Origin of the sequence: Bowmanella denitrificans, from assembly GCF_002887595.1 — a bacterium.
Taxonomy (GTDB): domain Bacteria; phylum Pseudomonadota; class Gammaproteobacteria; order Enterobacterales; family Alteromonadaceae; genus Bowmanella; species Bowmanella denitrificans.
The window spans coordinates 16422-36411 of record NZ_PEBU01000014.1 but is presented as its reverse complement, the minus strand read 5'-3'; the positions used below and the strand labels follow the sequence as shown (position 1 = coordinate 36411).

Annotated in this window: 21 protein-coding genes; 12 read left to right on the top strand and 9 right to left on the bottom strand. The window is 50.2% G+C overall.

Going from position 1 to position 19990, the window contains the following annotated elements:
* From ileS to CSR04_RS20780, 10 genes are all read left to right on the top strand, one after another.
* The gene (ileS, locus tag CSR04_RS20825) at nucleotides 1–2829 is read left to right on the top strand and encodes an isoleucine--tRNA ligase (RefSeq protein WP_102798274.1); all 2829 of its coding nucleotides are present in this window, start codon (nucleotides 1–3) and stop codon (nucleotides 2827–2829) included.
* Nucleotides 2822–3319 (top strand): signal peptidase II, encoded by a 498-nt coding sequence (gene lspA / locus CSR04_RS20820; RefSeq protein WP_102798273.1) that lies wholly within the window; start codon nucleotides 2822–2824, stop codon nucleotides 3317–3319. The genes ileS and lspA overlap by 8 nt, the downstream gene beginning before the upstream one ends.
* Nucleotides 3312–3767: an FKBP-type peptidyl-prolyl cis-trans isomerase gene (gene fkpB / locus CSR04_RS20815; protein WP_102798272.1), complete on the top strand. Its 456-nt coding sequence runs from the start codon at nucleotides 3312–3314 to the stop codon at nucleotides 3765–3767. Before lspA ends, fkpB begins: the two co-directional genes overlap by 8 nt.
* A gap of 57 nt (nucleotides 3768–3824) precedes the next feature.
* The gene (gene ispH / locus CSR04_RS20810; protein ID WP_102798271.1) at nucleotides 3825–4769 is read left to right on the top strand and encodes a 4-hydroxy-3-methylbut-2-enyl diphosphate reductase; all 945 of its coding nucleotides are present in this window, start codon (nucleotides 3825–3827) and stop codon (nucleotides 4767–4769) included.
* Nucleotides 4770–5069: 300 nt separating this feature from the next.
* Nucleotides 5070–5702 (top strand): type IV pilus modification protein PilV, encoded by a 633-nt coding sequence (pilV, locus tag CSR04_RS20805; RefSeq protein ID WP_281259804.1) that lies wholly within the window; start codon nucleotides 5070–5072, stop codon nucleotides 5700–5702.
* Nucleotides 5699–6553: a PilW family protein gene (locus CSR04_RS20800; protein WP_102798270.1), complete on the top strand. Its 855-nt coding sequence runs from the start codon at nucleotides 5699–5701 to the stop codon at nucleotides 6551–6553. The genes pilV and CSR04_RS20800 overlap by 4 nt, the downstream gene beginning before the upstream one ends.
* Nucleotides 6550–7113, top strand: coding sequence for a PilX N-terminal domain-containing pilus assembly protein (locus CSR04_RS20795; RefSeq protein WP_102798269.1), 564 nt, complete (start codon nucleotides 6550–6552; stop codon nucleotides 7111–7113). The genes CSR04_RS20800 and CSR04_RS20795 overlap by 4 nt, the downstream gene beginning before the upstream one ends.
* 10 nt (nucleotides 7114–7123) lie before the next feature.
* A complete protein-coding gene (locus CSR04_RS20790; protein ID WP_102798268.1) occupies nucleotides 7124–11197 on the top strand; it encodes a PilC/PilY family type IV pilus protein in 4074 nt (1357 codons plus the stop codon).
* The gene (locus tag CSR04_RS20785; RefSeq protein ID WP_102798267.1) at nucleotides 11181–11648 is read left to right on the top strand and encodes a type IV pilin protein; all 468 of its coding nucleotides are present in this window, start codon (nucleotides 11181–11183) and stop codon (nucleotides 11646–11648) included. Before CSR04_RS20790 ends, CSR04_RS20785 begins: the two co-directional genes overlap by 17 nt.
* Nucleotides 11649–11650: 2 nt before the next feature.
* Entirely contained in the window at nucleotides 11651–11941 is a 291-nt protein-coding gene (locus tag CSR04_RS20780; protein WP_102798266.1) for a TfoX/Sxy family protein, read from the top strand.
* Nucleotides 11942–11947: 6 nt separating this feature from the next.
* On the opposite strand, the gene CSR04_RS20775 is transcribed toward CSR04_RS20780, so the two are convergent.
* Nucleotides 11948–12517 carry a GspH/FimT family pseudopilin gene (locus CSR04_RS20775; RefSeq protein ID WP_102798265.1) on the bottom strand — a complete coding sequence of 190 codons (570 nt, stop codon included), beginning with the start codon at nucleotides 12515–12517 and terminating at the stop codon, nucleotides 11948–11950.
* 190 nt (nucleotides 12518–12707) lie between these two features.
* Between CSR04_RS20775 and nadE the strand changes: the two genes are divergently transcribed.
* Entirely contained in the window at nucleotides 12708–13544 is an 837-nt protein-coding gene (gene nadE / locus CSR04_RS20770) for an ammonia-dependent NAD(+) synthetase (protein WP_102798371.1), read from the top strand.
* A 13-nt stretch (nucleotides 13545–13557) separates the two neighbouring features.
* Nucleotides 13558–13896 carry a nitrogen regulatory protein P-II gene (glnB, locus tag CSR04_RS20765; RefSeq protein ID WP_102798264.1) on the top strand — a complete coding sequence of 113 codons (339 nt, stop codon included), beginning with the start codon at nucleotides 13558–13560 and terminating at the stop codon, nucleotides 13894–13896.
* Nucleotides 13897–13984: 88 nt separating this feature from the next.
* Here glnB and CSR04_RS20760 read toward each other — a convergent pair whose 3' ends face one another.
* Genes CSR04_RS20760 through CSR04_RS20725 form a run of 8 tightly spaced genes read right to left on the bottom strand, consistent with a single transcriptional unit; the run spans nucleotide 13985 to nucleotide 19918 of the window.
* Nucleotides 13985–14542 (bottom strand): DUF3833 domain-containing protein, encoded by a 558-nt coding sequence (locus CSR04_RS20760; RefSeq protein ID WP_102798263.1) that lies wholly within the window; start codon nucleotides 14540–14542, stop codon nucleotides 13985–13987.
* Nucleotides 14539–15045, bottom strand: a complete 507-nt coding sequence (locus tag CSR04_RS20755) for a chalcone isomerase family protein (protein WP_102798262.1) — start codon at nucleotides 15043–15045, stop codon at nucleotides 14539–14541. Before CSR04_RS20755 ends, CSR04_RS20760 begins: the two co-directional genes overlap by 4 nt.
* Nucleotides 15035–15565, bottom strand: coding sequence for a DUF2878 domain-containing protein (locus CSR04_RS20750; RefSeq protein WP_102798261.1), 531 nt, complete (start codon nucleotides 15563–15565; stop codon nucleotides 15035–15037). The genes CSR04_RS20755 and CSR04_RS20750 overlap by 11 nt, the downstream gene beginning before the upstream one ends.
* Complete coding sequence (locus tag CSR04_RS20745; RefSeq protein ID WP_102798260.1) at nucleotides 15543–16799, bottom strand: SAM-dependent methyltransferase; 1257 nt, start codon at nucleotides 16797–16799, stop codon at nucleotides 15543–15545. Before CSR04_RS20745 ends, CSR04_RS20750 begins: the two co-directional genes overlap by 23 nt.
* Complete coding sequence (locus CSR04_RS20740; RefSeq protein WP_102798259.1) at nucleotides 16799–17521, bottom strand: DUF1365 domain-containing protein; 723 nt, start codon at nucleotides 17519–17521, stop codon at nucleotides 16799–16801. The genes CSR04_RS20745 and CSR04_RS20740 overlap by 1 nt, the downstream gene beginning before the upstream one ends.
* Nucleotides 17518–18783, bottom strand: a complete 1266-nt coding sequence (locus tag CSR04_RS20735) for an NAD(P)/FAD-dependent oxidoreductase (protein WP_102798258.1) — start codon at nucleotides 18781–18783, stop codon at nucleotides 17518–17520. Before CSR04_RS20735 ends, CSR04_RS20740 begins: the two co-directional genes overlap by 4 nt.
* Nucleotides 18783–19496, bottom strand: coding sequence for an SDR family NAD(P)-dependent oxidoreductase (locus CSR04_RS20730; RefSeq protein ID WP_102798257.1), 714 nt, complete (start codon nucleotides 19494–19496; stop codon nucleotides 18783–18785). The genes CSR04_RS20735 and CSR04_RS20730 overlap by 1 nt, the downstream gene beginning before the upstream one ends.
* Nucleotides 19493–19918, bottom strand: a complete 426-nt coding sequence (locus CSR04_RS20725; protein ID WP_102798256.1) for a nuclear transport factor 2 family protein — start codon at nucleotides 19916–19918, stop codon at nucleotides 19493–19495. Before CSR04_RS20725 ends, CSR04_RS20730 begins: the two co-directional genes overlap by 4 nt.
* Between the last annotated feature and the right edge of the window lie 72 nt (nucleotides 19919–19990).

The following is a 19990-nucleotide window of genomic DNA, read 5'->3' as shown; positions in this document are numbered from 1 at the left end:
ATGAGCGATTACAAACATACCTTGAATTTGCCGGAAACTGAGTTTCCCATGCGTGGCAACCTGGCGCAGCGTGAGCCTGAGATGCTTAAGCAGTGGACGGAAGATGGCTTGTATCACAAGATACGTGCCGCCAAGGCGGGTAATAAGCCGTTCATTTTGCATGACGGCCCTCCGTATGCAAACGGCGACATTCACCTGGGTCACTCTATTAACAAGATCCTGAAAGACATTATTGTTAAGTCCAAAACGCTGTCTGATTTTGATTCGCCCTATGTGCCAGGCTGGGATTGCCACGGTTTACCGATCGAATTGCAGGTAGAGAAGAAAGTCGGTAAACCCGGCAAAAAAGTGTCCGAGGCTGAGTTTCGTCAGCATTGCCGCGATTATGCTGAAAAGCAAATTGCCGGGCAGATGAAAGATTTTATTCGATTGGGCGTCTTTGGTGAGTGGGACAAACCCTATAAAACCATGGATTTCCAATCTGAGGCCGATATTATCCGCGCCCTGGGCGGCATCATCGACAAAGGGCACCTTGAAAAGGGCTTCAAGCCGGTACATTGGTGTACCGATTGTGGCTCAGCTCTGGCCGAAGCCGAAGTGGAATACAAAGACAAGACTTCGCCTTCTATCGATGTGGCCTTTCGTGCTATCGACGAAGCGGCTATGGTCGAGGCCTTTGCCCACCCGGAAAACCATGTGGGTGAAGGACCGGTATCCGTGGCAATCTGGACCACTACCCCATGGACCTTACCAGCCAACAGAGCCGTATCGGTAAGCCCTAAACTGGAATATGTGCTGGTGCAGGCAGAAACCGAGCAGGGCAAACAACGTCTGGTGGTGGCCGCCGAATTAATGGACCAGTGCATGGACAGATTTGGTGTCAGTCATTACCACGCCCTAGGTTACTGCAAGGGTAAGGCACTGGAAAATCTGCGTGTTGCCCATCCATTTTATGATTTTGATGTGCCGGTGATTCTGGGCGACCATGTGACGACAGAGTCAGGTACCGGCTGTGTGCATACCGCGCCAGGTCATGGTGTGGATGACTTTAATGTTGGCAAAGAGTACGGTCTGGAAGTGGCCAATCCGGTTGGCGCTAACGGCGTTTATTTACCTGACACTCCTTTATTTGCCGGCGAGCATGTATTTAAGGCCAATGACCATGTGATTGACGTGCTGAAAGAAAAAGGCGCGCTTTTGCATCACCATGCCTATGAGCACAGCTATCCGCACTGTTGGCGGCATAAAACCCCGATTATTTTCCGGGCCACCCCGCAGTGGTTTATCAGCATGGACAAAAATGGCCTGCGTGCTGACTCACTGAAAGAAATCGCCAAAACCCAGTGGATCCCGGATTGGGGACAAAGCCGTATTGAAAAAATGGTGGAAGGTCGTCCAGACTGGTGTATTTCCCGTCAGCGTACCTGGGGCGTTCCCATTGCCTTGTTTGTGCACAAAGATACCGGCGATCTGCACCCCAACAGCCATGCACTGCTTGAGCAAGTTGCCCAGGCGGTGGAGCAGAAGGGTATTCAGGCCTGGTGGGATTTAGATGCGGCACAATTGCTGGGTGAGGATGCTGATACCTATGTGAAAGTCAAAGATACCCTGGATGTTTGGTTTGATTCAGGGGTAACCCATTATTTTGTGGTAGACAGGCGAGATGATATTCCGGCCGGTGCGGATTTGTACCTGGAAGGCTCGGATCAACATCGTGGCTGGTTTATGTCGTCATTGATGACGTCCGTTGCCGCCACAGGACATGCACCCTACAAGCAGGTGCTGACACATGGCTTCACTGTTGATGCCAACGGCAGGAAAATGTCCAAGTCACTGGGCAATACCATTTCGCCGCAGGAGATCATCAACAAGCTGGGGGCCGACATATTACGTCTGTGGGTGGCTTCAACTGACTACCGCTCGGAAATCACCGTTTCCGATGAGATTTTCAAACGCTCCGCCGATGCCTATCGTCGTATCCGCAATACTGCCCGTTTCCTGCTGGCTAACCTGAATGGCTTTAATCCGGCCACCGATCTGGTGCCTGTTGAGCAGATGGTGGCGCTGGATCGCTGGATGCTAAGCCGCGCTAAATATGTGCAGAAAGAGCTGATTGCTGCCTATGACCATTACGACTTCCTGGTGGTGGTGCAAAAGTTGATGCAGTTCTGCTCCATCGAACTGGGTAGCTTCTATCTGGATGTGATCAAAGACAGACAATATACCGCCAAAGCCGACAGCGTAGCACGCCGCTCTTGTCAGACTGCCCTGTATCATATTGCCGAAGCCCTGGTGCGCTGGATGGCACCTATCATGAGTTTTACTGCCCAGGAAATCTGGCAGGCATTGCCGGGTGAGCGGGAACAGTATGTGTTTACCAACAGTTGGTATCAGGCTTTGGAAGATATGCACATTGGCCAGACCCAGGGCGATGAGTTCTGGCAACAGGTGCTGGCGGTAAAAGATGCTGTCAATAAAGCCCTGGAAGATGCCCGTCGTGGTGGTGAGATTGGCGGCTCTCTGGAAGCCGATGTACTGCTGTATTGTCAACCTGCTTTGGCCGGTCAACTGGCCAGTCTGGAAAATGAATTGCGCTTTGTGCTGATTACCTCTGCCGCGAAGGTGCAGTCTGTCGATGCTCGTCCTGCGCAGTTAAATGATACTGACGTACAAGGGCTGTGGGTTGAAGTACGCAAAGCTGCGGGCAATAAGTGTGTACGGTGCTGGCACCACCGAGAAGACGTGGGGCAGCATGCTGAGCATACCGAGTTGTGCGGACGTTGTATTGAAAACGTTGATGGTGAAGGTGAGCAACGTCATTATGCTTAATCTGTTCAAAAGCACCGGTCTGCGTTTTTTGTGGCTTAGCGCAGTGGTTATTCTGATCGACCAGTTGACAAAACTGCTGGTGGTGGATGCTATGCAGCTTTATCAGTCAATTCCTCTGGTGCCATTTTTTAACTTTACCTATGTGCATAACTATGGGGCGGCATTTAGCTTCCTGAGTAATGCCGGTGGATGGCAGCGCTGGTTCTTCACTGGTATTGCTGTAACCGTCAGTGTGCTGATCTTGTATTGGCTTAGGCAAAGTAAGCGCGAGCAGGTGTTATTACCCTGTGCCTTTGCGCTGATTTTAGGCGGGGCATTGGGTAACCTGATTGATCGTATGGCCTACGGTTATGTGGTGGACTTTCTGGATTTCTACGTTGGCAACTGGCACTGGCCAGCCTTTAATATCGCCGACAGTGCAATTTGTGTCGGGGCTGCACTGCTGATTATTGATGCCTTTCGGAATAACGGAGTGAAATCCGATGACTGAGCCATTAGTGGATCACAACAGCACCGTAGTGCTGCATTTTGACCTTAAGCTGGAGGACGGCTCTGCCGCTGACAGCACCAGAGTGCATAATAAGCCAGCCAAACTGCGTATTGGCGATGGTAATTTGACGCCCAATTTTGAAGCCTGCCTGATGGGCATGCACGTAGGGGAGCGAAAAGCCTTCACCCTGGCACCACAAGATGCCTTTGGCATGCCTAACCCGGATAACATCCATCATATGGATCGCAGCAAATTTGGTAGTGAAACACCGCCGGTGCCTGGCATGATCATCGCCTTCACCCAGCCGGGTGGTGTGGAAATTCCGGGTATTGTGCGTGACGTGGCGGGCGATTCTGTGACGGTTGATTTCAATCATCCACTGGCTGGTCAGAAAGTCATTTTTGATGTGGAAATCGTTCAGATCCTGAATCAGGAACTGGATAGCTAAGTACAACTGAATAACCCAATCCGTATCGCAACAAACGGTATGGGTAAGAGAGGCAGAATGCAGATCCATCTAGCCAACCCCAGAGGCTTTTGCGCCGGCGTTGACCGGGCCATTACCATTGTGGAGCGGGCGCTGGAGATTTTTGAGCCACCTATTTACGTACGCCATGAAGTGGTGCACAACAAATTTGTGGTGGACGGGTTAAAAGCGCGGGGCGCCAGATTTGTTGACGAACTGTTTGAAGTGCCGGATGACAGTATCGTGATTTTTTCTGCCCATGGTGTATCCCAGGCGGTGCGCAAAGAAGCCGAGCGAAGGGGCCTGAAGGTCTTTGATGCCACCTGCCCGCTGGTTACCAAAGTGCATATGGAGGTCACTCGCGCCAGTCACAAAGGGATTGAGTGTATTCTGATTGGTCACCAGGGACATCCCGAAGTGGAAGGTACAATGGGACAGTATGACAATCCTAACGGCGGCATTTATCTGGTGGAGTCGGTGGATGATGTCGTGGCATTGCAGGTAAAAAATCCCACGCAACTGCACTATTGCAGTCAGACCACGTTGTCGGTGGATGATACGGCCGATGTGATTGACGCGCTGCGCAGCAAGTTTCCAGCCATTGAAGGGCCGCGCAAAGATGATATCTGCTACGCCACACAAAATCGTCAGGATGCTGTGCGCGAATTAGCAGGGCGCTGTGATGTACTGCTGGTAGTGGGGGCGCAGAACAGCTCAAACTCCAATCGGCTTAAGGAACTGGCTGAAAAGATTGGTGCCAGGGCGTATTTAATTGCCAGTGCCGACTGCATTCAAACGGAATGGTTGGAAAACACCACGAATATTGGTGTAACCGCGGGTGCATCAGCCCCTGAAGTGTTGGTGCAGGGTGTGGTGAATCGCTTACGTGAAAAAGGCGCCTCAGTGGTTATTGAAACGCCAGGGCGTAAGGAAAACATTGAGTTTGCCGTACCTAAGGAGTTGCGGGTTCGCGAAGTGTCTTAGGAACATGCGCATCTAGGTATGCAACATCATACTTTGCACTATACCACAGGCGCCTTATGGCGCCTGTGGTTTTTACCGGCCTTGGAGTGAGTCAGGCCATTCAGCCCTATTCTATGGGCTTCGCAGTTAGTTTTGGTTAAACCCCAACCGCGCTTGAGGCTGGTTATTAGTCAGTCTATTCCCATACCCATCCACACCTACGTATAACCAAAAGCACCTAAATATGCAGTACCTTGTACTAAGCTGAAATAGCGTCCGGTATGCGACTGGATCGGGTTTAACGTTGAGGTCAAGGTGAAAATGTCTGCTACTGGCATGAAACTGCCAAATCAACAAGTTGGGGTCGGGATGATTGAAATCCTGGTGACCCTGTTTATTTTGTCCATCGGCTTGTTGGGCGTTGCCTCTTTACAATTCATTGGTTCATTTTCCAATGCCGATGCACTGAACCGTTCTCAGGCTGTCATCATCACCCAGCAGTTGGCTGAAAGGCTGCGAGCCAGTGCAAAGATGTCGAATACTGCCAATAGTATGGTGGTGGATAACAGCTACTTTACCAATAACCTGTATAACTTTGATAATCTGGGGGCCTGCGCCAGTGGTAATACCTACAACTGTTATTGCCTGGCGATACCGGCTGCGATTCCGGATTGCAGCAGTGGTCAATGTACACCGGGACAATTTGCCGAGTTTGATGCTTATGAGGTGTCCTGTTCTATGGCCGCCACCAACCCCGCAGCTAACATCAACCTGACTTGCAGCGACAATGATTTATTAGATGCTGATGCCTGTAGTGCCGGTTCCAGGCACCGCATTATGATTAGCTGGCCAGCGGCAAACTGGCAGAACATCGACAGGCAGCTTAACGCTTTGTGTAATCCCGCCAATTCCAATGATCCCAGGGATTGTGTGGTACTGGACGTGACCTTATGAGACAGCGCGGCTTCAGTCTGGTGGAACTAATGATCACACTGGTGCTGGGATTGTTAATTTCCGGCGCCATTGTGCAGGTGATGGTGTCCAACCAGGTTACCGAGCGACTGAATCGTGCCATGGCCTCAGCACAGGAAGGTGGCCGGTTTATCATTGGCAGGATGCGCAATGATCTACTGATGGCCGGATTGTACGATTCTACCTCACCCAACCTCAGCCGCATCGTGGATATAGTGGATGAAGCGGCATTTTTGCAAAACCGTCCTGTTATATTACCCGGTGACTTTATCAACCGCCCGGCGCTTGGCGCCACTCAAGGAGCCAATGGTGCACCGGATACCCTGGTTGTAGCGTTTCAAGGGCTGCGCGACTGCCGTGGCTACAAGCTTGGCTATGCCGATCCCGAAGAATTCTTTGTGGTTAATGAATATTTTCTAGACGGTGACAGCCTGAAATGCCGGGGATTCGATGGTCGGGTGTTGCGCGGTCAGCGTAATGCGGTGGGCAATAATGCCGATGCGGCGTTTTCCCTGCTGGACCAGGTACAAAGCTTTCAGGTGCTTTACGGTATCGCCGATCACCAGGTGTCCAACGACTTTTCCGCCAGACCGGTCACCTATGTGACTGCTGATCAGTTGCCAGCGCTGCGTGCTGCAAACGCAGCCATTGTGGCGATTCGAATTGCTGTGCTTGTACAGGGGGATGGCGAAGTGACTATCGATCCTGTGCCCAGTTTTAAGCTTCTAAACGAAGCCCCCATTACACCTGCAGAGAAGCGGTTATTCAAAAAGTTTGAATCCACCATTTCCCTGCGCAATGTTAAAAATCAAATGCGAAGTAGAAAGATATGAGACAGCAAGGTTTAGTGTTAGTACTGGCCCTGTTGGTGCTGATGAGCCTGACCATATTGGGGGTTTCAGCCGTTAGCAGCAGCCTGATGCAAAACAAGATGGCCATTTCCATGGAAAAGCAATTGCTGGCCTTTGATGCCGCAGAGGCAGCGATTGCCGGCGTGATCTTCGAAGCCGAAGATCCGCAAGTGCTAACCGATGATACTCTGATGGACCCGTTATCCGAAGCGCGGCAGCGCAATGCCATTGATCTGCTGAATCAACCCTTCAGTTGCTTCGACAATGTGAATTGGGCGGAACGCAGCCTGACCGCTGCCGGCCTGACCTTGGGCAATGTCCATCAGGCCGCAGGCCATTATGCCAACCTTCCCGCGACCACAGCCTGGTCTAAAACGGCTTATGTGCGCCAGGAAGCCTGTCTTGGCTCCAGCAATGTGATTGGCGGCAGTAATATCAGCTGCCATGTATTTCTGGTGCGGGGCTGTGGCCAGGTAGACGGTCAGTCTTTTGCTATTGCCAATACCCTGAAAGCGGCGGTATTTGCGCCGTCCAACCAATAGGAGAGGGTAAATGAATAAATTTAGCCTAAGCCTTGTCAGTGCAATGCTCTCTACAATGATTAGTTGGTCGGCTTTTGCTGATGATTTGGAAATCTATCTGGGCACCGGTAACAACCAGGTGACCTACCATCCCAATGTGCTGTTTATTATGGATACCTCAGGCAGTATGACCAATAAAGATGGTGGGTATACGTCCAGAATGGCGCGGGTACAGCAAGGTCTCAAGACCGTCTTGCAATCTGTTACCAACGTTAATGCAGGGCTGATGCGCTTTTCCGATCTGGGGGGGCCGGTATTGTACCCGGTTCGGGCTATTGACCAACCTGTAGAGCCGGAATTTATTACTTCGGTGCTTAATCCAAGTGATGACGCGTATGAAAGTAATGGCATTGTCACGCTGGGAGGCAATGCGCTGAAGCTGGTGGATGGCACTACCACCCTTACATCAGGACTACGATTTACCGATATCAATATTCCTCGCGGTGCGCAAATTACCAAAGCCTTTATTCGTTTTACCTCAGACCAATTCAATAGTGCGGCGGCCAATATCAATATTGCCGGGGAGTTAGTTGGCAATAGCAGCACTTTCTCAACGGCCAGCGGCAATATTTCGGCACGTAGTAAAACAGCCAGTTCCATTGACTGGAATAGTGACAACGACTGGCCAATAAGTGGCGAGTTGGTTAACACTCCTGATATCAGCAACGTTATTCAGGAAATCGTTGATCAGGGAAGTTGGTGTGGTGGTAATGCGCTGAATATTATTGTCACCGGTCAGGGGCTGGGTGGCACATCCGCCAGGCGTATTCATTCCCACGAAGAAGGTAGCGGCCTGTCAGCACAGTTGGTGGTGGCTTACGACAAATTAAGTGCCACGGGTTGCGCCACCGGGCAGCATACCTATCAGGTCAGTTCGACTGCTAATAACGTGGAAGAAAAGTCCAACGGCCATGATGCAACCGGTACACAGCTGACCTTTAACGACAGTTACAACGAATACATTGGCATGCGCTTTGAAAATCTGGCCATACCTCAGGGGGTGGTTATTCAGGACGCATGGATGGAGTTTACTGCTGCCGAAAATGATAACAGTAATGCATCATTCAAATTAGCCGCTGTCAATCTGGACGACACCTCTGACTTTTCGCCACATTCCCGCTATATGGTCAGAAATATGCCGAAAACCAGCAGTACCACCTGGTCCAACATTCCCAACTGGAGCAGAAACCAGGTATACCAGACCCCGTCATTGATTAACCAAATTCAGCAGGTAGTGAACCGCAGCGGTTGGGAACCCGGTAATAACTTGGTGGTTGTCGCCTATGATTTTAACGGTGATCGTGCTGCTTATACCTATGACGGCAAACCCTCGGAAGCACCGCGACTGGTGATTAAGTTTCAGGGCAATGCCACGCCAGAGACGGTCGCCACAGTAAGAGAGCATCTGCTTAATAAGGTCGACGAATTGAGTGCAGATGGTTTGACACCCATTGTGGATACCTTGTATGAAGCGGTGAGCTACTATGGTGGTTTGCCGGTGGATTACGGTCTGACTCGCGGCAACTCCAGTGTGAATGAAAATGTGCGCCGCTCCACCCGGGTTAGTCACCGACTGTCTTATGCCGGGGCTGATTCTGTCAGGCCGCCAGGTTGTAGTGAAGATGATCTCAGTGGTAAAGGCTGTATGAACGAATACATACCCTCTGGTGCCACTTATATCTCCCCTATCACCGATATGCAATGTCAGACCAACAATCATATTGTGTTGTTGTCGGATGGCGAGGCCAATAACAACCACAGTGTGAGTAAGATTCAGGCCTTACTGGGTAAATATTGTGCCAGTGGCTATAACAGTGGTGAAAAATGTGGTGTTGACCTGGTCAAAAACATCAGTAAGTCAGCGGATTCAGTGATCGATGCACGCATTGTCACACATACCATCGGCTTTGCTGCCAATGCCACCGCCAATAACTATCTTAACCAACTGGCGTTAAACGGTGGTGGGGGTTTTTATACCGCAGACAGTGCAGAGAACCTGGTAGATGCATTCCAGAGCATTCTGAAAACGGTAAAAGACGTCAATGCCACCTTTGTATCACCTGGCGTAGCGGTAAACCAGCTTAACCGCCTGACCCACAAGGATGAGTTATATTTTGCGCTGTTTAAGCCCGCAGAGAGCACAATCTGGCCTGGCAACCTGAAAAAATACAAAATCAGTGGTGACACCATTCTCGATAGTCAGGGACTGGATGCGGTAGATGATGCCTCCGGCTTTTTCCATGACAATGCCCACAGTTATTGGTCTACCTTGGCCGACGGTAACGATGTACGTGAGGGCGGGGCGGCCAGTCGCTTAAGTTTGTTGCGTAATATTTATTTCTTTAGTGGTACCGGGCCTATCACTGCATCGGCCAATACATTGCATGAAAACAATAATGCTATCGCTGCCCCCGAGTTAGGCATTCCGGCTGCCGTAGACCAGGTGAGCACCAGAGAGGCTGTGCTAAAGTGGGCGCGTGGCGTAGATTTGTTTGATGATGACGCGGACGGTGATATTACCGATGTCAGACTGCAAATGGGCGACCCAATTCACTCGCAGCCAGTGATAGTCAATTACAGTAATACCGACAGTGCGATTCTGGTAGCCACTAACCAGGGCTTTCTGCATTCTTTTGACGCCGAAACCGGCGCAGAAAACTTTGCTATTACGCCCAAGGAGTTAATGAGTAACCTCTATGACTTTTACCAGAATAATTCCAGCTTTAACCATATATATGGCCTGGATGGCGACCTGGTACTAAGAATTCATGATGATGGCCGTAAGTTGCTTTATGTGGGGATGCGGCGGGGCGGAAGGAACTACTACGCCTTTGATATCAGCAATAAAACTCAGCCATCACTGCTGTTTAAAATAGAAGGCGGCAGTACTGGCTTTGACAAACTGGGACAAAGCTGGTCAAGACCCACAGTTACCAAAGTGCGTATAGGTGGTAGCAGCAAGACCGTACTGATTTTCGGCGGTGGTTATGACGCTGACCAGGACAATAAAGTATTGCGCAGCCCTGATGTGGTTGGTAATGCCGTTTATATGGTGGATGCAGATACCGGTGCTTTGTTGTGGACAGCCAGCGATGCCGGGGCGGATTTAAATTTGCCGACCATGCAATACAGTATACCGGCCAGAATCTCAGTGATAGACCGGGAAAACGATGGTTATGCAGACCATATGTATGTAGTGGATACCGGCGGACAGATGTTCAGACTGGATATTCACAATGGCGAAACCGGCGCTGATTTTGTGACCGGTGCGCAAATGGCCAGTTTTTCCACCGATGGGTCGGCCGCCGACAACCGGCGTTTCTATTATGGCCCCGATGTATCTGAAATCAGCCTGGCTAACGAACACTACTATGCGGTAGCGCTGGGCTCAGGTTACCGGGCGCATCCGCTGAACACCCAGATCCAGGACAATATGTATATGATCAAGGATAAGGGTGTCTTTACGTTGGATCAGGATGGTAATTACGGCTTACCCAGTACGCCCATTACCACGGCTGATCTTTATGATGCCACTAACCATTTATTGACGTCATCCAGCAGCAGTCAACGTGAAATAGAAGCGGCTGCATTTGCCAGCAAGCAAGGCTGGTATATCAGTCTCGGTAGCGGTGGCGAGAAGGTTCTGGCGTCTCCACTTATCCTCAACTACAAGCTGTTTTTTACCACCTATGTTCCGGCGTCTATCAGCCAAAGTTTGTGCGCACCGCCCACTGGTAACAGTCGTGCTTATCTGGTGGAACTGATTAATGGCAATGCGGTGAAAGATTTCAACAATAATGGTGAGAAAGAGCATGCGGACCGTCATGCCAACCTGAAACAAACCGGTATTGCGCCAGACACCAAGATCCTGATAGAAGACATTGTCAAACCCGTGGTCTGTCTTGGTACGGAGTGTACCTCAGCCGTGATTGACGAAAACGATCCTTGTGGCTCCGCCTTTGAATGTTTGGCGGAAAATATCTATGGGCGCTTTGAGCGGGTGCAGCCAAGTATTTGGAAAACTGAGCATGAACGTGAACAATAACGCAGGCTATACCCTGGTAGAGTTAATGATAGTGGTCGCTATCGTTGGCATTATTGCGGCAGTCGCCTATCCATCCTATATCAATTTTACGGTGAGTAGCCATCGCAGTGCCGCACAGGCAGACCTGATGGCGCTGGCCAGTGCGATGGAGCGACATCGTGCCGCTAATTTTACTTACAAAGGAGCTGGCGCAGCGGGGGCGGATACTGGCAGTCCCAGTGTCTTTCATGCCCATTCGCCCTCTGCCGAACCCACTGCCAGCAAACAATACGATTTAAGTATTGATGCGGTAGCCGCCAACGGCAATAGCTATGTACTTAAAGCCACACCTGTGACTGGCACAAATCAGGCCACAGATGGTGCCCTGTATTATTACAGTGATGGACGTAAGGCCTGGGATCAGAACAACAATGGGGCTCTTGCGAATAGCGAATTTTGCTGGCGCTGTTAGTTATGACAGATCTTGCATCCCTGCCAGGGCTGGGACCCAAATCCGCCCGTTGGCTAAATGAGTCTGGCATTCATAGTTTGGCGCAACTGCAGGCAATAGGCGCAATCAGAGCCTACGCAATGGTGTCGGCTCAGCGGCCGGTTAGTTTGAATCTGCTCTATGCCTTGGTGGGGGCGTTAGAAGGACGACGTTGGCAGGATGTCGCCAAACAAGACCGAGCGTCTTTGATTATGGCGTTAGATGGATATCAGCAACTGACCCAGATGGCAAAGGAGGATGACCAGCCAGCTTGATCTGTTTTAGAGACAACTGAGATTGCCACCACCGTCTTCATGGATCCCATCCCCGTCTTCATCCTGACTTAACCTGACCCGGCCCTGTAGACTGATAACCAGGGCCCGGGCAAACTTTGCTTCACCATCTTGATGACAAAATTTGATTGTCGCCGGGGTTGAGACTGTGCCATTGCCATTAAAACGCACGGTTATGGCCGGCCCGGTTAAAACCAGACTATCAGGCGCAATGCTGGTGGCTGCCAGAATCTCTTCATTGTTGCCGCGGTTTCCATCCGCATCCAGATCGTTAAACACCATCTTGGCCTGATTCCAGTCTGTGCTGCAGGTGGAAAAATCCGGGGTTGGGCAAACAATCGCGGTGCTCTGCTCATCAATGGCGTTGCTGCGGGCAAATTGCACGGCACCACTGATTTCATTGACCTGAGAAGTAATGTTATTGCGGATCAGAATATCCCGCACATTAGGGGCAACCAGGGTCAACAGAATGCCGGAGATGGCCAGCGTAATCATCAGTTCAAGTAACGTCAGTCCTGCTTGCAAGAACTGTGATGCAGAAGAAGATTGCCTTTTCATTAGACTTAACTCGTTGCTTATATACGCCCAGCATACCTTGTTGGGCAAAACCTTGGGTATGCGGTTGGGCCAATTGTTATCAGGGGCTACCAGAGACTGCACGTGCTCTGAGTATGAGCCCGCCATATATAAAGGCGAGCAAGTTAGCGGTTTTTTTTTTATGATAGTGGAAAAACCAAATGAGCATGTTATGGATGTAAAAGAGATTCTGGCAGAGATGCGGGTATTGCCTGAGATCGATCCGGCATTTGAAATCACCCGACGGGTAAATTTTATCAAATCCCATTTACGCCAATCTGGTTTGGACACTCTGGTGTTAGGCATTAGTGGTGGTATAGATTCCTGTACTCTTGGGCGTTTGGCGCAAATTGCGGTAAATGAGTTGAATCAGGAGCATCACGAAACTTACCGCTTTGTGGCCGTCAGATTGCCTTATGCCAGTCAGGCTGATGAAGCAGACGCCCAGGCCAGCATTGATTTTATCCAGCCCAGCTTGGCACTTGACGTTAATGTGCAGCCCGGCGCCGATGCCATCCATCAACAAACCGCCGAAGCACTGGCTGCACAGGGGCTGTTACCCAATGATCCGTCGAAGCAGGACTTTGTTAAAGGTAACGTCAAGGCCCGTACCCGTATGGTGATTCAGTACGAGATTGCCGGTATGTTGGATGCGCTGGTACTGGGAACGGATCACTCAGCGGAGAACATCACAGGCTTTTACACTAAATGGGGCGACGGTGCCTGTGATCTGGCTCCGCTGTTTGGTCTGAATAAACGTCAGGTACGTTTGCTGGCCAGAACGTTGGGCGCGCCGACCAAGGTCATTGATAAAGCACCAACCGCTGATCTTGAGAGCCTGGCACCGCAGAAAACCGATGAAGCCGCGCTGGGTTTGACCTATGACCAGATTGACGATTTTCTTGAAGGTCGGCAGGTTGCTCCTGCCGTGACAGAGAAATTGGTGTATATCTATCAACGCACCCAACACAAGCGCCGCCCAATTCCCACCCTTTATGATGCTGATTGAAAGGTAACCGCAGATGAAAAAAATTGAAGCCATAATCAAGCCATTTAAAATGGACGATGTGCGTGAGGCCCTGGCCGAGGTTGGGGTTACGGGTATGACAGTTACCGAAGTGAAAGGCTTTGGTCGCCAGAAAGGTCATACAGAGCTTTATCGCGGTGCAGAATATCAGGTGGACTTTCTGCCCAAAATCAAAATTGATCTGGTTCTGCCAGACGAGCAAGCCGAACGGGCCATTGAAGCCATTATGCAAACTGCACAAACTGGCAAAATCGGCGATGGTAAGATCTTTGTTTATGACGTTGAGCGGGTGATTCGCATTCGTACCGGCGAAGAAAATGAGGATGCGGTTTAAGGTGTTGGCAGGCTAAATACCTGCCGCTTTGTCTCTCTTTTTAAGATACGGCCTCTATCAATATGGCAATGACAGGATTTGCCAAAACCTACCCATTTGATGGCAAAGAAGAGCAACTGGCGGGCAATCGAGTCTTCTTGAAAAATATACTGATTTCAGCCACTGTCACGCCGAACTTCTGCATGTAAGAGCGGTTCATCATATGCTGGCTATCCATTTGGTAAAGCCAGTCATCAATACTGAATTCGTAGACGTTGTTGTCTATAGGCACACTCAATACGTACTGCCAGTTGAGGGCATTACCTTTGGCCTTGCCTGTGGCAGTGCCCACCACATCGCCAGCCGTACCACTGACGGAGCCGTCAGAGTGGATCTCCAACTGCCAAATGCGAACTTGTTGTTCACCATCGTCAAAATAGAAGGTTTCATGCAGGGTGCCGTTGTTGTTCTGCCAGCTTGCCTTGATGTCTACACAAAACTGACGGGTGAGGCGCCTGGAATAATCCTGCACAATCCCCCACGCATGGATGTTGCCATCAAAGTAACCCTTTAAATCAAACTCGGGATGGTTAATCTGATGCTCATCTAAGCTGCTGCTGCAGGCGGTAAGGCATGTCAGCATAAGGAGGAAGATAAGTTTTTTCATGTCTTAACCCTGCCGATAAGTTGTTCTCTGACCTTAGGGTATTCGGTATTTTCAGATAGCCAGATGGCCAGAAAACTGTCGGCGAAGTCGGGGGCCTGAATACGCCCCAATTCCTCGCCATTGAAATAAAACACACTGGTTTTGTCTGGCTTAACCTCAAGTTCTAAGGTATCGCCACGTTTGATATCCGGCCATAAGCTTGCAAGTTGATCCAGCCAGCCCTCACTCTGTGATGACCATAGTCCCAGCTTTTGCCATTGCTCGGCGGTTGTTTCGAGTAACTCTTGTGCTTTGATATCTCGCAGATAGCGAATTTGCAGCACTTGCGGGAACCGCTCTGGTTGATAGGTGCCATCAGCCGTATACAAGGATGAGTCGTAGATATCCCATACCCACAGGCTCAGCCGGGCTTGCCCCACCAGTTTTAAATCACTGATTGGACTGGCCTGCACCGACAGGCTGAATAACAGGGATATTAAAACCAGGTAATACTTAACTGTCATGGGTAATCCCCTTAAATCGCCAGGCAAGATAACTAAATAACGGCATCAATAACGACCAGGTCAACGCCAGAATCAGCATGGTAAAAAACAGGTTCTGCTCGAATTTCACTGCATTCAGTTGCATACCGGCAAAGTAGCTTAGTGGCCCGAACACGGCGCCAAGCAAAGCCGATAAAAACAGCCGACCTTGCAGCCAGGCCAAACCAGCATTTAATGTGCCTGAAAATGCCAGCCACAAGCCGATGAGCCAAAAGGGTAAGGTCATCATGGGGTCTGGTATAAACACAAAGAATTCCAGATGAGTCAATACAGCATCCACTATCACGCCGATGCTGGCACAGGTCACCATCAGGTATAGTTCCCGTCGCCAGTCTGGCTGCAGTAAACGCACCAGCAGCAACAAGGCCAGCACTGCTATCAGCTTTTCACGCCCCAGTACCGCTACAAACCAGCAAAGCTGGAACCACAGCAGGTTGGGTATTGCGCCAGACAGCGCATTAGCCGCGACAAATCTGGCCATAGTATTGTGGCTTCGAAAGTAACAGTTGCACTGTGCTGATGGTGCGCTGTAAAAAGCCGCCTTCGCAATAACAAAAGTAGAAGGACCACAGGCGCATAAAGCGTTCGTCGTAGCCATAAGTGGCCAAGGCTTCTTTACTGGCAAGTAAGGCCTGATGCCAATCCCGCAAGGTACGGGCATAGTGCAGACCAATATCCTCGCAGTCACGTATTTCCAAATCTGTGTCACGGGCAATGTGTCTGCTGATCAGTGATGGTGAAGGGAGAAAGCCGCCGGGGAAAATATGGCGCTGGATGAAGTCTTGCCCTTTACTGTAACTTTTCAGTCTGGCTTCGCTGATTGTAATAGACTGGAGCAGCATCAGGCCGTCGGCTTTGAGTAACTGACTGCAGCGCTGGAAGAAATTCGCCAGATAGTTTTTCCCTACCGCTTCCACCATCTCAATGGAGACGAGCTTATCGTATTGGCCGGTTAATTCCCGGTAGTCCTGTTTTAACAAATGTACCTTGTCTTCCAGTCCCATGTTCTTTATCAGGGCTTGGGTGTAAGCGTATTGCTGCTCAGAAATAGTGGTGGTGGTGACTTCGCAGCCATAGTGACGGGCTGCAAACAAGGCCAGTCCGCCCCAGCCGGTGCCTATTTCCAGCAGATGCTCGCCGGGTTTCAACGCCAGCTTGTCACAGATCACTTTGAGTTTATGTTGCTGCGCCTCAGCCAGGGATGAGTCTGCTTGGGGATAAATGGCGGCGGAGTACATCATACTGTCATCAAGAAAATGCCGGTATAACTCATTGCCGAGGTCGTAATGGGCAGCGATGTTTTTCTTGGCACCCGACTTGGAGTTGACGGTACGCAGACGGTTTAACAAGGTGAGGGGGGTTAACAACCAGCCCAACTTTCCTTCCAGTTGGTCGAGCAGGGTTATATTCGCCGCGAATAAACGTATTACCTCTGTCAGATCCGGGCTGTTCCATAGGCCATCCACATAAGTTTCCCCTGCTGCTACTGAACCACCGCTTAATACCTTTATATAGAAAGCGGCATCCAGTACATCTACTTCAGCGTGTGGGCCTTGTGTGTCTTTACCGAACTTGTCAATCAACACCCCATGCTCTTTCAGGACCAACTGTCCTTTCGGTAATCTGCTCAGCAGCGCCATCAGGCTGCTTCTGGCCGCTTTTTCTAACCAGTTGGACTGGCTCTGTATAGTGATAGTGTTTTCGCCCGCTTGCATCAGGACTCCTTGGTACTGGACGGGTGGCCGTATACTGGTGTGCCCTTAATCAACAGTTTCAGGGCTTGCCAGTAAATACCGGCCAGGGTTTTTAACGTCATCGTGCTTAGCAATACGCTGGTCAGGCTGTTTGGGTTCAATGCTTTTTTTGTCATGGCCAGGCTGGCAACAAATTCTTTTTTCTGAGCTATGCAACTTATTTGCACCTTGAGATCGTGCTGTGGTTGATTGAATGTCCACTGGTAATGCATGTTCATCGGGTTAAAAGGAGAGACATGGAAAGCTTTGACGGTATCTATTGGATTGGCCAGGTCGACCAGGTAGCAATGACGCTGATTCCAGGGGGTGTTACTGACCTCTGCCAGTACATGACTGAAGTAACCGTCTGCCTGACGAAGATAGTAAAAATTGACCGGGCTGAAATACAAACCGAACCAACGTAACTGACCGAGTAAGAATACCTGTCCCTGTAACGGCTTGTTGGCTAGTGCCGACATTTTGTTTCTGGCTACGTCAGCCAGATTCTGCTTAGGCTGATCAAGATAGTCACTGCGCTTGAAGCGAATAGGGGCAAAGCCCCTGGTGCTGACAAAGGGCAATGCGTTAAGGGAGTCAGTGTCCTGTAGATCCAGCCAAAAAAGTTGCAACTGATATTGGAACTGATGAACCTTGGGTTTAAAGCGTTTATGCCAAACCTGGCCGCTGTAAAGACTATGATTCACAGCGTCGCTCCAAAGCGCTGACACACGTCCAGAGCGCTGCGTACACCGTCCTCATGAAAGCCGTTGTACCAGTATGCGCCACAGAAATGCAGTCCATCCCGGCCACATATTTCCGCCCGGCGTTGCTGAGCTTGCAGGCTTTGCTGGCTGAATTGAGGATGGCTGTATTGAAAGCGCCGCAACACTTTATCGTCACGAATAGCGGCGCTGTTATTCAGTGTGACACAAAAGGTGTGGCGGCTGTTCAGCCGCTGCAATATGTTCATGTTGTAAGTCACGGAAGCGGGACGTTGCCCTTCATTTTTTGTGCCTTTGATTAAGTAATTCCAACTTGCCCAGGCCAGTGGTCGTTTGGGCAACAGGCTAGTGTCCCAGTGCAATACCACCTCATTACTGGCGTAGGGAATGGCGTTGAGTATCTGCTGCTGGGTCTGACTGGGGTGAGCTATCATGGCCAGAGCCTGATCACTGTGGCAGGCAAAGATAACCTGGTCCACTTGGCGATCTGGCTGATTTTCGGCCTGTATCAGGTAGCCTTGTGTGTTGGGGATAACTTTGCTGACTGGACTGCTGAGCAGGATTCTGTCTGCGAATCCCCGGGTTAGCGGTGCAATATAACTTCTTGAGCCTCCGACCAGGGTATACCACTGGGGCCGGTGGCGGATATTCAGCAGACCATGATTAGTGAAAAACTGCAGGAAGAAACTGAGTGGGAAGGCCTTAACTTCCTCCAGACTGGCGGACCAGATTGCAGCGCACATGGGCAGGATATAGTTCTGAGTAAAGAAAACGCCAAAGCCATGTTGTTGAATAAACTGACCTAAAGTCAAATCCACCGGCACTTGTTTCTGGCTGTACAATGCCTTACATAGCTTGTTAAAGCGCACGATGTCGTTAAGCATCTGATAAAAGGCCGGACGAAACAGATTACGTCGCTGGGCAAACAAGCTGTTTAGATTGTTGCCGTTATATTCAAGGTTGTCAGCCAGATTGTTGACGCTGAAACTCATCTCGGTGGCCTGGCGGGCAACACCAAGCTTGTCCATAAGCTTGATAAAATGTGGATAAGTCCAGTCATTGAAGACAATAAATCCGGTGTCTACGGCTTGCTGTTCACCCTCTACCTCAACATCCACGGTGTGGGTGTGGCCGCCGATATAATCGTTGGCCTCAAATAAGCAGATATCATATTTATCGTGCAGCAGATGCCCACATACCAAACCAGAGATACCACTACCAATAATGGCAATTTTTTGCGTCATTACTTCTTCATCCTTTGGCAAAGCCATTGCTGTATGCCCTCGGGTAACAGCCCCATGGTTCTAATCAATAAAGCAAAACCCGTAGGAAAATAGATACTGGCCTTGTTGTTTTGTAGCCCTTTGAATAGAGATTCAGCCGCCTGCTCCGCACTGATTTGCATCGGCATGGAAAAATCATTTTTCTGTGTAAGCGGGGTTTCAACAAAGCCGGGGGACACACTTTGCACCCTGATCTGGCGTTGGCTAAGGTCGGTTTGCAGAGATTTAGTCAGATAATGCAAAGCGGCTTTGCTGGCACCATATGCCTGGCTGCGGGTGAAAGGCAGGCATCGTGCCAGGCTATCTACTATGGTCAGCTTAGTGCCCGGCCTGAGATTTGGCAGTAAAGGGGCCAGACAGTTAACCACACCGAAGAAGTTGGCGTCGAACACCCGCTTGAATAACGCGGGGTCCCAGTGCGCTATATCTACGTATTCACAAGTGCCGGCATTGAGAACAACGATATCAGGCCGTAATTGTTGCAGAGCCTGTTGGCAAGCTTGCAGGTCGGTGATATCGAAAGACAGTGTTTGTACATTGTCAAAGCCATGCAGGTGTGCCAGTTTTTCCTGGCTACGTCCACAGGCCGTTACCCGCCAACCAGCCTGAGCACAACGAATGGCTAAGGCTTTTCCTATACCGGAGCTGGCACCGGTGATGAGAATATGTTTCATACCGCCAGCCTGCGTTTAAGCCACTTAACCAAGGGGCCAAGCAATGGCAGGTGTTCATACAGCATGGCACCAAGGTCATAGTAGTCACGTTGATAAACGATACGCTGTGGCCCAAGGTGGATTTCACTGATGCCTTCAATACTCAGCAATGTGGCACCTTTCAGCCTGGGGTGGGCGTAATACATTGTCCAATGTATGTAGGCAATGTCACCGCATAGATGTTGGGTGTGCAGGTCGAATCTACAGGTTTGGCAGGAATGCAGCAGATTAGCAAAATAGTGCTGTACCTGCTCCAGGCCTTGGTGCTGGCCTACCGGGTCGACAAAACGCACTTGCTTGTCATAGATGTCCGCCAGGCAGTGCAGGGCATCGGGTTGCAAGGTTTTATAGAAATGCTCCAGCTTATTCAGAATGGGGTTCATGCAATTCACGACATTGTTTTTTGATTCAATACGTTAGTCTGGTGCAAAAGATCAGTGCAAATAAATTAATCC